Origin of the sequence: Vibrio sp. STUT-A16 (assembly GCF_026000495.1) — a bacterium.
Taxonomy (GTDB): domain Bacteria; phylum Pseudomonadota; class Gammaproteobacteria; order Enterobacterales; family Vibrionaceae; genus Vibrio; species Vibrio diabolicus.
On the sequence record NZ_AP026766.1, the window covers coordinates 1,097,758 to 1,111,259 of the forward strand.

Genomic DNA, 13,502 nt, shown 5'->3' on the forward strand with positions numbered 1-13,502 from the left:
TTGGCTACTCAATTTGAAGGGAGCTGAAAACACATTGTGTAAGCAGCTGTTATTTTTAACAAATATCAATTCGAAAGTTAAATCATTCTCATCGGTAAATCGATATAGTGTGATATGAAAAAAGGGACACACTAGTTTAGTGTGTCCCTTTTGGATTTTGAACGTTAGTCGATAATGATCAGATGACTTGCGGCACTTCGTTTGAGTGGTTGTGCGCTCGATTTACCCACATGAGCCCAAGCATTGCAATTACCGACATTGCCATCATCAAAACACCAAGCGGCATTTGGTTATGCGCTGGGAACAGCGATGCAAGCAAGGTTGCAATACCGGCGCCCAAGTTCTGCATGCCACCCAGAGTCGCACCAGCTGTCCCCGCGTGGTAAGGGAACGGAGCAATTGCTCCGGTTGTTGCGGCTGGGAATAGGATACCCGCACCCAAAAAGTACACGGTTGCGCCACCAACCAGCGTTAACGCCGTGGTTAAACCAAACAAGCCAGGGATGAGCACAATAGCAGAGCCAACAAAAATCGATACCAAGCCCACATTTAAAGCACGACGCTCAGAGCGACGCTGCGCGATGTAGCTAGATAAGCCGGCACCCACCAAGTAACCCGGGATCGGCAAGATAAACAGCAAACTTACTGTGGTCGCTGGTAATGCCAATACACCACCTAGCAATACCCCAGCTGCTGCCTCGAACACACCTACGCCAGCAAACGTCGCAACTAGGCAGATCAAAAAGCCTTGGAAGCGGCGGTCAGACAAAACGTGTTTGTAGCTTTTGGCTACTGGTTCGAACTTGCGTTTCTCTTTTGGTAGCGTCTCCATCATGCTGGTCATCATGGTAATCACCACTGCAATGCCAAACAGCGCTAAGAATAGGTAGCTAGAGCGCCAGCCAAACGCTTCGGTTAAGTAGCCGCCAAGTACGGGAGCCAACAATGGTGAGAAAATCACACACATGCTAATTAAGCTATTTGCTCTGTGTAGCTCAGAACCTTCAAAGCAGTCGCGAGTCAGAGTACGTGACATCGCACCACCGCAGCCAATACCTAAACCTTGGATGAAGCTACCAATCAAGAACCATTCAAATTGGTGTGCAAAGAGCGCCACCAATGTACCTACGATGTAGATAAGTAGGCCTGCTATGATTATTGGCTTGCGACCTAAGCGGTCCGATAACGTACCGTACACGAATTGCGATAAGCCATATGGAATCAGGTAACAAGCCATCACAGCTTGAAGTGATGACGCAGACACCAAAAACTCACCCGCCATATGACCGATTGAAGGCACGTACATTGTTTGGGTCATTTGACCCACGGCAGTCAATATTGCGATTAAAAAGGTAAGTTTCGCTAATGGAAACGAAGCAGACATTTGCGTATCTCTCCAAAAAATTTAAGACGTAAAAACCCTTAGCGCTCTAATGCAGAGTGCCAACAGACTTTTGGTGTTACGGGGCTATTTGCGCGAGATATTAGTCTTTGCGTGTACAATTAGCAATCAAAAAGTGTGAAGTTGAGCAAGATAAAAATCTATAATATAGATTAGAAAAACTAATCTTAATTTGCGTTCGGAAACAGGCTGCTTTTCTTTGTTGAATTACGTTAAATCTCTTATTTGTTGTGAATGTAAACCCACTTATAGGTTATTGGTTTTTATGGTTAAAACCGAGGGGAGAAGAATTGTTTTGGTTAGCCAGAGCAAGACATGGTTCGAACGAAGAAAAGACAGGAGAAGGCACCATGAACAAAAAGGGAGCCGAAGCTCCCTTAGAAATGATTATGTTTATTCGCGCCAGATGCGTATACGTAAAGCATTTCTAGCGCGATGGTTGCTCCCGCTAATGCGGTAACATCACTGTGGTCGTACGGAGGCGATACTTCTACAACATCCATACCCACAATATTCATTCCGGCTAAGCCACGAATGATCTTCAGTGCTTTGTCTGAGTTCAAGCCACCACAAACGGGTGTACCTGTTCCTGGTGCGAAGGCTGGATCCAAGCAGTCGATGTCAAAAGTAACATACACTGGCTTGTCTGCGACGGTGCGACGAATCTCTTCTAAGATCTCGTTCACCGACATGTCATTCGCTTGCATCGCATTAATCACATTGAAGCCGTGATCTTGCTGTTTGTATTCAGTACGAATACCGATTTGTACTGAGTTCTTCGCAGAGATCAAACCTTCTTTCGGCGCATGGTAGAACATCGTACCGTGGTCGTATGAACTGCCATTTGCGTAGGTATCCGTATGAGCATCAAAGTGAATCAGAGCCATTTGACCATGATGCTTCGCGTAGGCACGCAGGATAGGCAGTGTGATGAAGTGGTCACCGCCCAATCCCAACATGGTTTTACCGCTTTTTAGAATTTCACTGGTTGCCGCCTCTAGACGGTAAGTGAAATCTTCCGCATCACCACAGTCAAACACGAGATCGCCCGCGTCGATCACTTTCAGCTTATCCAATACGTTGAAGTCCCAAGGGAACTTCTTACCTTCCCATGCCAAGTTGACTGAGGCACGGCGAATCGCATCTGGACCCATGCGCGCGCCTGGACGACCAGATGTAGCCATGTCCAGAGGAACCCCTAGCACCACAACGTCTGCGTCTGCCGATACCGGATTACGAATGTACGGTAGACGTAAAAACGACATAGAGTTGGAGTAAAGCGAATAATCGGTTTTAGTAAACAAATCATTCATATCAGAAGTCCTCTAAATAGGTGTATCCCGCTAGACCTTGTTCTAGTTCTGCTAGGATTTGTGCTTGTTCATTGGCTTCAACTCTTTGGGAAACCAATTGTTTGTAATTGTCACGAATCGCATCCACGTCGATATGAACGTAGCGCATCATGTCTTCTACACTATCACCTTCATTGATGTAACTGATCTCAAATTGACCGTGTTCATCAACATTGACTACTGCACTGTGGGTGTCACCAAATAGGTTGTGCATGTCACCAAGGATTTCTTGGTATGCGCCTACTAGGAAAAAGCCCATTAGGTATGGTTTGTCTTTGCTCCAAGCTGGTACAGGTAGCGTGCTCTCGATGCCTTGACCATCAACGTAGTGATCGATCGCGCCATCAGAGTCACAGGTGATGTCCAACATTACCGCACGACGCTCTTCCGCATCGCCAAGGCCAGAAAGTGGCAGAACAGGGAACACCTGATCAATACCCCAAGCATCTGGTAGAGATTGGAAGAGAGAGAAGTTCACGAAGAACTTATCTGCAAGACGTTCGCTCAACTCGTCCAGAATCGGACGGTGGAAGCGATTCTTAGTACTCATCTTGCGGCTTAGTTCGAAGTAAATGCGCAGTGACAGTTGTTCTGCCCATGCACGCTGCTCCAAGTTAAGCACGCCAGTTGCGAATTGAGAATGTACCTCTGCCAAATCACTTTGGGTATCGTTGTAGATCTCAATTAACGCACGAGCGTCTGTACCATCTTGTAAGTTTTCCCAGTTTCGCCACATGTTTTGTAGCAAAAGTGGTGCATCTACGCCCAGTTCATGCACTTCTTCCGGTTGGTATGTTTCGGTACCAATTACGTTCGAAATCAATACAGCGTGGTGTGCTGTCAGTGAACGCCCGGATTCAGAAATGATCACTGGCATTGGTTGTTCGTATTGCTGGCACACATCGCCCACTGTGTTGACGATATTACGAGCGTACTCTGCAAGGCCGTAGTTCATCGAGTTTGATGATTGGCTGCGTGTGCCGTCGTAGTCGACTGCCAAACCGCCGCCCACATCGAAGTATTCGATGTTTGCACCCAGTGCGCGCAGTTCGCAGTAGAAACGTGCGGACTCATTCACACCATTACGTACGTCACGGATGTTTGCCATCTGTGAGCCAAGGTGGAAGTGAACCAATTGCATCGCATCTAGGCTGCCTTCGCGTTTCAGACGTTCAATAACGCTAAGCACTTGCGATGCAGACAAACCAAATTTCGATTTTTCACCGCCACTTGCTTGCCATTTCCCCGCACCTTGAGAGGCGAGGCGAATACGCAAACCAAGGCGCGGTTTTACGCCCAAGCTTTTCGCTTCTTCTAGCACCAGATCCAGCTCAGAAAGCTTCTCTAGTACGATGAATACTTTGTGGCCTAGCTTTTCACCGATCAGTGCAAGACGCACATACTCACGGTCTTTGTAGCCGTTACACACGATCACGGAGCTGCCTTGTTGAGCCAATGCAAGTACTGCCAACAATTCTGGCTTGCTACCCGCTTCAAGGCCAAGCTGCTTGGTTTCTAGTTGAGCTTGGCTCGCTAGAATTTCATCCACCACTTCACGTTGTTGGTTTACTTTAATTGGGTACACCAACAGGTATTTGTTTGGATATTGGTATTCTTCAATTGCTTGGTTGAAAGCGTGGCAAATTCCATGCACACGTTGGTGCACGATTTGCGGGAAGCGCACTAATACAGGCAGATTTAACTGCTTCGCTTCTAGCTCGTTTACAATGGCACTGAAAGGGATTTGATGTGCACGATCACTACGAGGTGATACGTAAACCTCGCCTTGGTCATCAATACCGTAGAAACCTTGGCTCCAGTAGTGAACGTTGTAGTCCGCGCGGATGCGGTCTAATTTAGTTGCTTTTTCCAACTCGATTCTCACAAAAATGTACTTAAGTCCTTAATTAATTAGAAGGAAAAGTACAAAAAAGCAAATCATGAGGCATTAACCTCATACCCTGACACGAACTCCGTGTGCGCGCATTAACGGATAAAAGTGCCGCTGAGTCTAATGATTAAAATCTATCATCTCGATTATAATTTCTTGTCGTGCGCTGATGTGAACATTTGTTTACCAGTGCGTCCATTCAGCTGTTATAGTTGGTCTGACCAGCATGGAAGCGGTCATGAAAAATCTCACTCAAATAAGGACATATTTTGCAGCTGCACAGAATTCAGGGATACATTCAGACCATGTATCTCGCCGAATATCCCGATAAATTAATGTTGCTTGATGGTGCAAGTCGAGCAGACATTCCTCACCTTAAAGATTTTATTGAACATCAACTCCATCGTCCTTTTTCTGACCTAAAGTTGGTCGTTGTAACTCACATGCATCCAGACCACGCTGGTGGCGCGCACAAACTGCGTGATTTAACTGGATGTAAGCTATTGGCCGCAAAGCGAGAGAGCCAGTGGTATAGCGGTGTAGACGGTTGGCTAATGCATTTGACCGATTTGATGTTAGCGCGCTGGATGGCGAACCGGATGCGTAAACCAAAGCAAAACCTGTGGTATTCGCGCAAGTTAAAGCCCGATATCGAACTCATCGATGGTGAGTGTATTCCGGGGTTTGATGATTGGCAGGTGCTAGAAACGCAGGGACATACCGATAGAGATTTGTCGGTTTATCATTCTGAACAAGATGTATTGTATGTGGCGGATTTGATGGTGCAGGTTAAGAAACACCTGATTGCGCCGTTTCCCATATTTCATCCAAACCAATATCGCCAATCATTAAAGCGTGTGTTTGAGATGAATCCGCAATGTTTGCTTTTGGCGCATGGGGGAGAGGTGACTTTTGATGAGAAAGCGTATCAGCACATTCTGCATACTGCGCCGACTAAGCCGATGACCCATTGGCGCGTTACAAAGGTCAAAGCGAAGGGCTTGTTGTTTGCGCTATTTAGCAGGAAGTAGACGAAGATAAAGCCAGACGAGTGATGCTCAACAAAGATGCTCGATCACTCATCTGAAGCTACGGGGTTAAGATGCCAATAAATGAGATTGGCTAGGGTCTACCAGCACTTTGTCTGCCATGCCCTGACGACCTAACAGCATCATGTAAGTCATTTTTTCACGGTTGGTCAACGTAATGTCGATTGGCCATTGTTTGTCACCCATGCGCAGCATGGTGGTGATAACGCAGCGATGCTCAAAGGTACCGTTTGAAGATTTAACTTTACGGTTTGCCTTTAGCTTCGCTGTGCAGCGAACCACTTGTTCTAAATGATAAACATCCGGGTGTAGATCGAATGCAACGTAAGACTGACCATCTTTTTCAAAGCAATCAATGTTATCTACATGCAATGAAGAGGTTTGTGCGCCCGTATCAATGCGCGCTTCAAGGTGAGTAATCCCTAACTCAGGTAAGCAAATAGCTTCGGCGTTCCCAATGATCATTTTCTGATTCATAGTGTCATCCTAGCGATGAGTAATACGAGAGCCTACTGAGCAGGCTCTCACTCAAACAATTATCAACCTTTACCACGAGTACGGTTTGCGTGTGGTTTTGCGTTTTTCTCGATAAAGTCGAAAATCATACCAGCAACGTCTTTTTCTGTAGCGAGCTCGATACCTTCAAGACCTGGTGAAGAATTCACTTCCATTACCACTGGGCCGTTTTTAGATTGAAGGATATCTACACCGCATAGGTTTAACCCCATGACTTTTGCCGCGTTAATCGCAGTAGCGCGTTCTTCTTTGCTTAGTCGCACTAACTGTGCAGAGCCGCCGCGATGTAAGTTAGAGCGGAACTCGCCTTCTTTCGCTTGGCGCTTCATCGCTGCAATCACTTTATTACCGACAACAAAGCAACGTATGTCAGCGCCTTTAGCTTCTTCGATGAACTCTTGCACCATGATGTTTGCTTTCAACCCCATGAATGCTTCGATCACGCTTTCCGCTGCTTTGTTGGTTTCAGCAAGCACAACACCGATGCCTTGAGTACCTTCTAGTAATTTAATCACTAGAGGTGCGCCACCAACATTTTTGATCACGTCCTGAATGTTGTCAGGGTGGTGAGCAAAGCCAGTGCGCGGCAAACCGATGCCTTTACGCGATAACAGTTGCAACGAGCGTAATTTGTCACGAGAGCGGCTGATCGCGACCGATTCGTTGACACAAAATGTGCCCATCATTTCAAACTGACGTACAACCGCGGTACCGTAGAATGTGATGGATGCACCGATGCGAGGAATCACAGCGTCGTATTGTGGCAATTCTTCACCCTTATAGCGGATCTTAGGGTTGTTGCTCGTAATGTCCATATAACAGTGCAGAGTATCGATGACGTCTACTTGATGTCCACGCTCTTCACCTGCCTGTTTTAGGCGCATGGTTGAATATAAATTCTCATTACGAGAGAGAATAGCAATACGCATGGCAATTCCTTAGTAAGTCAGTACCAAATTAAAAATATAAGTATAGAGTATAGAATGCAGCAGGTATGTGATATTTAGGTGATATTACCTACTGACTTCAACGATTTAGATGTGTGGTTGGACAACCACTTCGTTAGAGGTGCGCACCTTAGGTTTTTTTCTCGCGAGAAGAAAACGAAAAAAACTCGTCGTTACGACAAAAATAATTTGTTGAATCATCGGGCATTATCAGCGTCGTAAGCCGGAAGTTGTCTGTGGACTTTTTTAAGCAAACGGATTACGACGATTAAAACGCTAGGCTATTCTGTAGTTTGTTTTGAGTTTGTGATGACGCCCAATAACACATCTTTAATTGTTTGATAGCGCAGAGGCAGAACACGACTTCGTTTGCGAACTAAAAATAACTCTTCACACACGGTGTTTTTCAGTTGTGCGATGTGCAAGGTATCTTTTTGTGGGAAGTTGTCGACAGCACTTTGAGGCAGTACGGTGAAACCGAGTCCTTTACTCACAGGCAGTAAAATTTGGCTTAATTGATTCACGTAGCCGGATAATGGTAAATCGCTCATCTTAATTTCTTGGAGCTCTTGTTCCGCGCATTGGTCAAAAAATAGCGTCATGTAGTGCTTGGCATCAGGATGGGCAATGACACCACAGTCGTGCAAGAGTTGTGGTGTTATCTGCTTTTCGCGGTATTGATTAGGTAGGACTAAGCACAACTGCTCCTTACCAATTCTTTCACTGTGAAATAAACCTTTGTGAGGAACATCAGTTACGATACCAATATCAATGCTTCCTTCCGTTATTGCATTGAGAATCGAGTGATTGGGTGCGGCTTCTAAATGCAGCGATAAACCTGGGTGCTGTTTTTGCTTTTCTAAAAGAGGGCCATACAGCATCAATGCCATTGCGCCAGAACAGGCCAGTTTACAGTGACCTGAAAATGCATCATCAAAACTGAGTTCTTCGAGCAACGCTTTCTCTCTTTCTTCTAACTCCAGCGCGTAGGCGTAAACAATCCGACCTTGCTCTGTTAATTCGAAGCTTTTGTTTTCACGTTTGATCAGCGCATGCTGACAACTTTGCTCTAACTTTTTGATGTGTTGGCTGACACCAGGTTGGGTCATAAAAAGTTTTTCTGCCGTTTGTGTGAAATGACCGACTTCAATCAATGTCTTAAATGTATGTAACCAAACAGGATTAAGCATAATGTGAGATTTGCTGTGAGCTTGCTGAAAGACGTAGAGAAAATGATAGCACGGCACGAAATAAATCGACGCAAGAGAATCGGGTGCCTCGCGAATAATAAATAGCAGACAAAATAAAACCCCGCCTGGTTTCCCAGACGGGGCTTATTCTTTTTCGCAGCAATCCGGCTACTATAGGTGCTCCCTGCATCTATCCTTGATTGTGGTTAAGTCCTTTAACCGAGTTCCTTGTTCATCGCCTTCCTAGCGGTGTCCATTCTTGCCTATCATCCTGACGGGCGAACTCTATCCTAGAGCTTAACTACATCCTTGCTGATAACTCATCCTAAGCTACCAAATCTTCATCCTGAAGATACCTAGTCCATTAGGTTTTTTTCCTGTTCCCGCCAACATCCTGTCGACACAATCAGTATTGATGTTTTGCTGATTACTCTCAATTAGCTAGGTAAAAAAACTTTGGCAGCGAATATTGTTTGAAATGATATAACTGATAATTTTCAATGGCTTATTTTAATTTTTCGATTTTGTCTTAGTCAGTGATGGTCGTTTTGCTTACATTGCTTGTGAGAGATGTCGCACAAGGTGTCGAGCAAATGTCCGAATTGGTGTCGTTTTCATCCTGTTTAAGAATTTGCTCAAGATCACAACTCGATTTGTAGCCGTAAAATTTAGCGATAGTGTTAGGTGGAATTTCCATTTCTTTGATGGTGAATGTTGCCCATTCATCACGTGTTTTGTGCAGGACTTGGCGTAGCTTGACAGTGAAGTGACTCATGAAAGCCTCCTTAGTTATCTTGTCTTTCAAGGCAACAATAAGGAGCGTGACGACACAAAGTTGATAGTATGCCGCTTAATATCAATACTATTTCGGCGTGATGAAGATTAAGCTGGCAATACTGATATTATTTGAGCGTGAAACAATACTATTTTGTGGAGTAGCCAATGGCACACATCGAAAAAGTACCGCAAAGACCAGGTTTTTCTTGGCGCTATCGTCGCATTGATGAGCCAGAAAAAGAGTACGATCTCCATTTTCACGATGATGTGTTTGAATTAGTCATCCATCGCCACTTCACTGGCAGTTTGCATATTGGTCATCACGAATTAGAAGTGACTCACAACCAAATGCTATTGATCGCGCCTGGTGTGCCTCATTCAATTCACTCCACATTGGTCGAAAGCAAGTGCGAGACTCATGTGATTTGGTTTAAGCGTGAGTGGATTGCCAATTTGATGTTCTATTGCGCAGAGCTTAGAAAGCTTGATCCGCTTTTAAAGGCGGCCAACAAAGGTGTGCTGTTTTCTGAGCGGACAGCTCAGTACGTTGTGGATCTTCTGCATGAGCTCATGACGTTTCCTGCAATGGAGCAACTCTCTAGATTCCTCCATGTTTTGTCTCTGATTGCTCACGATGAAGGGGCGAAAACACTGATGACTCACTCTTATTTATCGATGAGTGAACACGAATTACAGGAAAGAGAGCGAGTGGCAAGTATTAACGCGTATCTCGAACAGCACTTTGCTAGCAAAGTGACGCTCGCGAACTTGGCGAACCATTTATCACTGAGTGACAGTGCGGTCACAAGATTGTTTCAAAAGCACTTTAAAGAGCCGTTTAGCCAACGCCTAATGAAATTGCGGATCAATCATGCCGCAGATTTGCTGCAATCAACGCCTTTGCCGATTGGAATTGTGTTTGAGAGAGTAGGGTATCGAAACCAAGCCCTGTTTAATCGTCACTTCAAAACGTATAAAGGGCTTACGCCACGCGAGTACCGCCAGCAATATCAGCAGCGAATCCAGCCGTAATTGGGTTGCACACAACTGCGATCACGAACGCGAAAAGAGTTACTCGGCTGAAAGTGAAGGGCAATTGATATCTTACTTGCAAAATTTTTCAGGAATCATTATTAAGATTCAGTGACAGATAATATAGGGAACTTGATTGCCATTTTTCTGTCATATCTGGTGAGTAAGTTAACCGTGTCAGAGAGATAATACGCCGTTTACTAGCCAAAGATGACTGCAAGAAATCGGTAATTATCATTATGTTGTGAAATTGGTCACGGTTAAATAATTGGTTCCCTTATAGATTGAAGGGGATTCGACCTTAGACAATAAGCTCCATAAGGAGCGTTACTTATATAAGATGAGGGATTTTACTATGAAAAAGACTAGAAGAGCTCAGCTACATCGTGTGCGTATTCAATACTGGAAAGACACGAAAGACGCACCAGCTAAAAAATCATAGTTAATGATACCTAAAGGCACGAGCTGGCAGTGGAACGCCGTTTCCCGCTGATTGCCAGCTCAAAAACGCCACAATTACATTCACTCCGCACAACCTCCCAGCACTCTACTTTTACTATCACACACTTCCAAAAGTAAAAAAGCCAGTCCGGAGACCAGCTTTTTATTATTGTCAGTATGACTCTGTAACTTACAGGTAGTTTGCGTCAACCAAGTCGCCAGCTTTTGCGCTTTTCACTTCTGGACGCGCTTCTAACCATGCAATGACTTGTGCTTTTTGCTCTTCAGTAGCACTGCCGTAACGGTCTGTAGAGCATAGGAAGCCTTCAAACAGTTCTAGACCACCGCCGCCGAAGCAAAGGCCAAGCCCATCAATATAGTCGATAAAGTCATCAACGAATGCATCGTAACGGTCGAAGTCGTTGATGTCTGTTTCACAGCTGATCTCGAAACCTAGGATTGCGAACTCACCTAAGAACAGCTTTTTACGGATACGACGGCTCTTGTTATCGATCTTGTCTAATTTCATGATTATCTCTCGTAGATGATTTGAATTCGTACACCTTATACCTTCTATCACACTTTAGCCCAAGTAAAATCAGAATGAAGCGATACAGTTGGTGATTATGTGACCAAAACTTAATTGCTCAATTGGTAACGCTGCTGAGTTTGCTGAACTGCTGAAACACAAGTTTCATATGTTTTAAGCACTTTTGTCATTTTTCTTCTCCAAACTTCTTGCCGTTCAACTAATCACTTATTTATTAATTAAACTATAAGATCGGGAAAGTAAAAATGAGCAAGGAAACCTTTGACGCGACGCGTTATAACCAAAGTGAAAACAAACCATTTGAAGAAGTATTAGAAGCGAGCCTATCTCGACGCAGCATTCTGAAAGGTGGTTTAGGCATCAGTGCGATGACAGCGTTTGGTGCTTTCGGGTTGGCTGGTTGTAATTCATCGGACTCAGGGAGTACAGTAAGCAGTGGCTCGGGCGTATCTAAAGCCGTTCTTAACTTTGAATCTATCCCTGGCTCACTCACTGACGCCGTTTCAATTCCACAAGGCTACACTGCACAAGTATTGGTACCTTGGGGAACACCACTTAATGCACAAGGCAGCGCATGGCAAAATGATGGTACCAACACCAGTACCGATCAGTTAAATGCGCTAGGCATGCACCATGACGGCATGCACTTTTTCCCATTGAACGATAGCACCACAGATGGCTTGCTATGTATTAACCACGAGTACATTGATACATCAGCACTGCATCCAAACGGTCCGACGGTTGAAAATGGCGTACGTACCATTATAGATGAAGTGCGTAAAGAGATTAACGCGCACGGTGTGTCAGTGGTTCGTATTCAGCTTGAAAATAACATGTGGAAGCTAGTCGATACCGATCCATTAAACCGTCGTTATACTGGTGCGACAGCAATGGACTTATCTGGCCCGGTCGCGCACACGTCACTAACCGTCACTCGTTTCTCGCCAGATGGCAGCCAAGCACGTGGTACGTTAAACAACTGTGGCAACGGCTACACGCCATGGGGCACTTACTTAACTTGCGAAGAGAACTGGCCAGGTTACTTTGTTAACGTCGGGACTCGTACAGAAGAACAAGATCGCATTGGTGTTGATGACCAAAGCACACGCTACTTGTGGGAAACACTTGCAGGAAATGCAGAAGAGCGTCTCGATGAGTTCTCTCGCTTTAATGTGGCTCCAACAGGAGCAAGTGCAATGGATGATTACCGTAATGAAGCCAATGGTCACGGTTACATCGTCGAGATTGACCCTTACACGCAAAACTCGCGTGCGAAGAAGCGTACTGCACTAGGTCGTTTCCGTCACGAAGGCTGTACTTTTGGTAAGCTTGAAGAAGGCAAACCAGTGGTATTCTACTCTGGTCACGACTCTCGCTTTGAGTACCTATACAAATTTGAATCTGCGGCAGCGTGGGATCCAGCAGATGCTAACCCTGATAACCGTTTGGCGATGGGTGACAAGTACATGGACAAAGGCACACTGTATGTTGCGCGCTTCAATGAAGACAGCACAGGTACTTGGTTACCGTTGACGCTTGATAGCGTAACAAAATCTGGTGGTACGTTAGCGGATCACTTTAACTCATTGGCTGAAATTATCATTAATACGGCAGGCGCGGCTGACCTCGTTGGGGCAACTCCAATGGATCGCCCAGAGTGGTGTACGGTTGATCCATTTACAGGCTCGGTTTACTTAACATTGACGAATAATACGCGCCGTACTGATGAAACCAATCCTGCGAACCCACGTTTGAACAATAAGTTTGGTCACGTTATTCGTTGGGATGAAGGGGCTTCAGCTACAGACTTTACTTGGGATATTTTTGTCTTTGGTTCGCCAGCAAATGGTGATGCAGATACCAACCGTTCTGGCCTGAATGAGCTAAACCAGTTTGCTAGCCCTGACGGATTAGCGTTTGATGGCCGTGGTATTTTGTGGATTCAGACCGATAACGGCGCAGATGAAGTTACGTCTTACACTAATGATCAAATGTTGGCCGTTGTGCCATCTAAGCTAACAGATGAGAATGGTGACCAAGCAGTGATTGGTGCGGATAACCAAGCGGAGCTTAAACGCTTCTTTGTTGGACCAAATGGTTGTGAAGTGACAGGCTTTACTATCAGCCCTGATTACAAATCATTGTTTGTGAATATTCAGCACCCAGGCAACTGGCCATACAGTGAAGATGCCGCCGAAGAAACGCCTGCTGGTGTTTCTGTGCGTCCACGAGCGGCGACGGTTGTCATTCGACGTGAAGACGGTGGAGAGATTGCAGTTTAATCTCTAAATGCATTAACACCTTAAAATTCAAGCCCTGCAAATGCAGGGCTTGATGGTTTAGGCGAATGCCTAG

The 13,502-nt window shown here is 45.2% G+C and carries 11 protein-coding genes; 3 read left to right on the forward strand and 8 right to left on the reverse strand.

The window, feature by feature from the left end; translation table 11 throughout:
• Positions 1-178: 178 nt before the first annotated feature.
• The 3 genes from emrD to speA form a co-directional block, all read right to left on the reverse strand.
• Complete coding sequence (gene emrD, locus OO778_RS21450; RefSeq protein ID WP_005393574.1) at positions 179-1,384, reverse strand: multidrug efflux MFS transporter EmrD; 1,206 nt, start codon at positions 1,382-1,384, stop codon at positions 179-181.
• A 395-nt stretch (positions 1,385-1,779) separates the two neighbouring features.
• Positions 1,780-2,715: an agmatinase gene (gene speB / locus OO778_RS21455; RefSeq protein ID WP_264911574.1), complete on the reverse strand. Its 936-nt coding sequence runs from the start codon at positions 2,713-2,715 to the stop codon at positions 1,780-1,782.
• A gap of 1 nt (position 2,716) precedes the next feature.
• A complete protein-coding gene (speA, locus tag OO778_RS21460) occupies positions 2,717-4,639 on the reverse strand; it encodes an arginine decarboxylase (RefSeq protein ID WP_140343870.1) in 1,923 nt (640 codons plus the stop codon).
• 311 nt (positions 4,640-4,950) lie between these two features.
• Between speA and OO778_RS21465 the strand changes: the two genes are divergently transcribed.
• The gene (locus OO778_RS21465; protein ID WP_046873896.1) at positions 4,951-5,676 is read left to right on the forward strand and encodes an MBL fold metallo-hydrolase; all 726 of its coding nucleotides are present in this window, start codon (positions 4,951-4,953) and stop codon (positions 5,674-5,676) included.
• Between the two features lie 66 nt (positions 5,677-5,742).
• On the opposite strand, the gene OO778_RS21470 is transcribed toward OO778_RS21465, so the two are convergent.
• From OO778_RS21470 to OO778_RS21485, 4 genes are all read right to left on the reverse strand, one after another.
• Entirely contained in the window at positions 5,743-6,171 is a 429-nt protein-coding gene (locus OO778_RS21470; protein WP_005393584.1) for a RimK/LysX family protein, read from the reverse strand.
• Between the two features lie 62 nt (positions 6,172-6,233).
• Positions 6,234-7,139 (reverse strand): 30S ribosomal protein S6--L-glutamate ligase, encoded by a 906-nt coding sequence (rimK, locus tag OO778_RS21475; RefSeq protein WP_005393586.1) that lies wholly within the window; start codon positions 7,137-7,139, stop codon positions 6,234-6,236.
• A 299-nt stretch (positions 7,140-7,438) separates the two neighbouring features.
• The gene (locus OO778_RS21480; protein WP_114323499.1) at positions 7,439-8,347 is read right to left on the reverse strand and encodes a LysR family transcriptional regulator; all 909 of its coding nucleotides are present in this window, start codon (positions 8,345-8,347) and stop codon (positions 7,439-7,441) included.
• 529 nt (positions 8,348-8,876) lie between these two features.
• On the reverse strand, positions 8,877-9,122 hold the full coding sequence (locus OO778_RS21485; RefSeq protein WP_053807968.1) for a hypothetical protein: 246 nt from the start codon (positions 9,120-9,122) through the stop codon (positions 8,877-8,879).
• Positions 9,123-9,289: 167 nt separating this feature from the next.
• Here OO778_RS21485 and OO778_RS21490 point away from each other — a divergent pair, with 167 nt between their 5' ends.
• Positions 9,290-10,156 carry an AraC family transcriptional regulator gene (locus OO778_RS21490; protein WP_053807967.1) on the forward strand — a complete coding sequence of 289 codons (867 nt, stop codon included), beginning with the start codon at positions 9,290-9,292 and terminating at the stop codon, positions 10,154-10,156.
• A 631-nt stretch (positions 10,157-10,787) separates the two neighbouring features.
• On the opposite strand, the gene OO778_RS21495 is transcribed toward OO778_RS21490, so the two are convergent.
• Entirely contained in the window at positions 10,788-11,126 is a 339-nt protein-coding gene (locus OO778_RS21495; protein ID WP_005393599.1) for a 50S ribosome-binding protein YggL, read from the reverse strand.
• A 266-nt stretch (positions 11,127-11,392) separates the two neighbouring features.
• Between OO778_RS21495 and OO778_RS21500 the strand changes: the two genes are divergently transcribed.
• A complete protein-coding gene (locus OO778_RS21500; RefSeq protein WP_264911578.1) occupies positions 11,393-13,429 on the forward strand; it encodes a PhoX family phosphatase in 2,037 nt (678 codons plus the stop codon).
• Positions 13,430-13,502: the final 73 nt, after the last annotated feature.

Bases quoted from the DNA above. Each gene is read 5' to 3' on its own strand.
- OO778_RS21470 (WP_005393584.1), bottom strand. From the start codon at position 6,171: ATGAATCAGAAAATGATCATTGGGAACGCCGAAGCTATTTGCTTACCT.
- OO778_RS21480 (WP_114323499.1), bottom strand. From the start codon at position 8,347: ATGCTTAATCCTGTTTGGTTACATACATTTAAGACATTGATTGAAGTC.
- OO778_RS21465 (WP_046873896.1), top strand. From the start codon at position 4,951: ATGTATCTCGCCGAATATCCCGATAAATTAATGTTGCTTGATGGTGCA.
- rimK (WP_005393586.1), bottom strand. From the start codon at position 7,139: ATGCGTATTGCTATTCTCTCTCGTAATGAGAATTTATATTCAACCATG.
- emrD (WP_005393574.1), bottom strand. From the start codon at position 1,384: ATGTCTGCTTCGTTTCCATTAGCGAAACTTACCTTTTTAATCGCAATA.
- speB (WP_264911574.1), bottom strand. From the start codon at position 2,715: ATGAATGATTTGTTTACTAAAACCGATTATTCGCTTTACTCCAACTCT.
- OO778_RS21485 (WP_053807968.1), bottom strand. From the start codon at position 9,122: ATGAGTCACTTCACTGTCAAGCTACGCCAAGTCCTGCACAAAACACGT.
- OO778_RS21500 (WP_264911578.1), top strand. From the start codon at position 11,393: ATGAGCAAGGAAACCTTTGACGCGACGCGTTATAACCAAAGTGAAAAC.
- OO778_RS21495 (WP_005393599.1), bottom strand. From the start codon at position 11,126: ATGAAATTAGACAAGATCGATAACAAGAGCCGTCGTATCCGTAAAAAG.
- OO778_RS21490 (WP_053807967.1), top strand. From the start codon at position 9,290: ATGGCACACATCGAAAAAGTACCGCAAAGACCAGGTTTTTCTTGGCGC.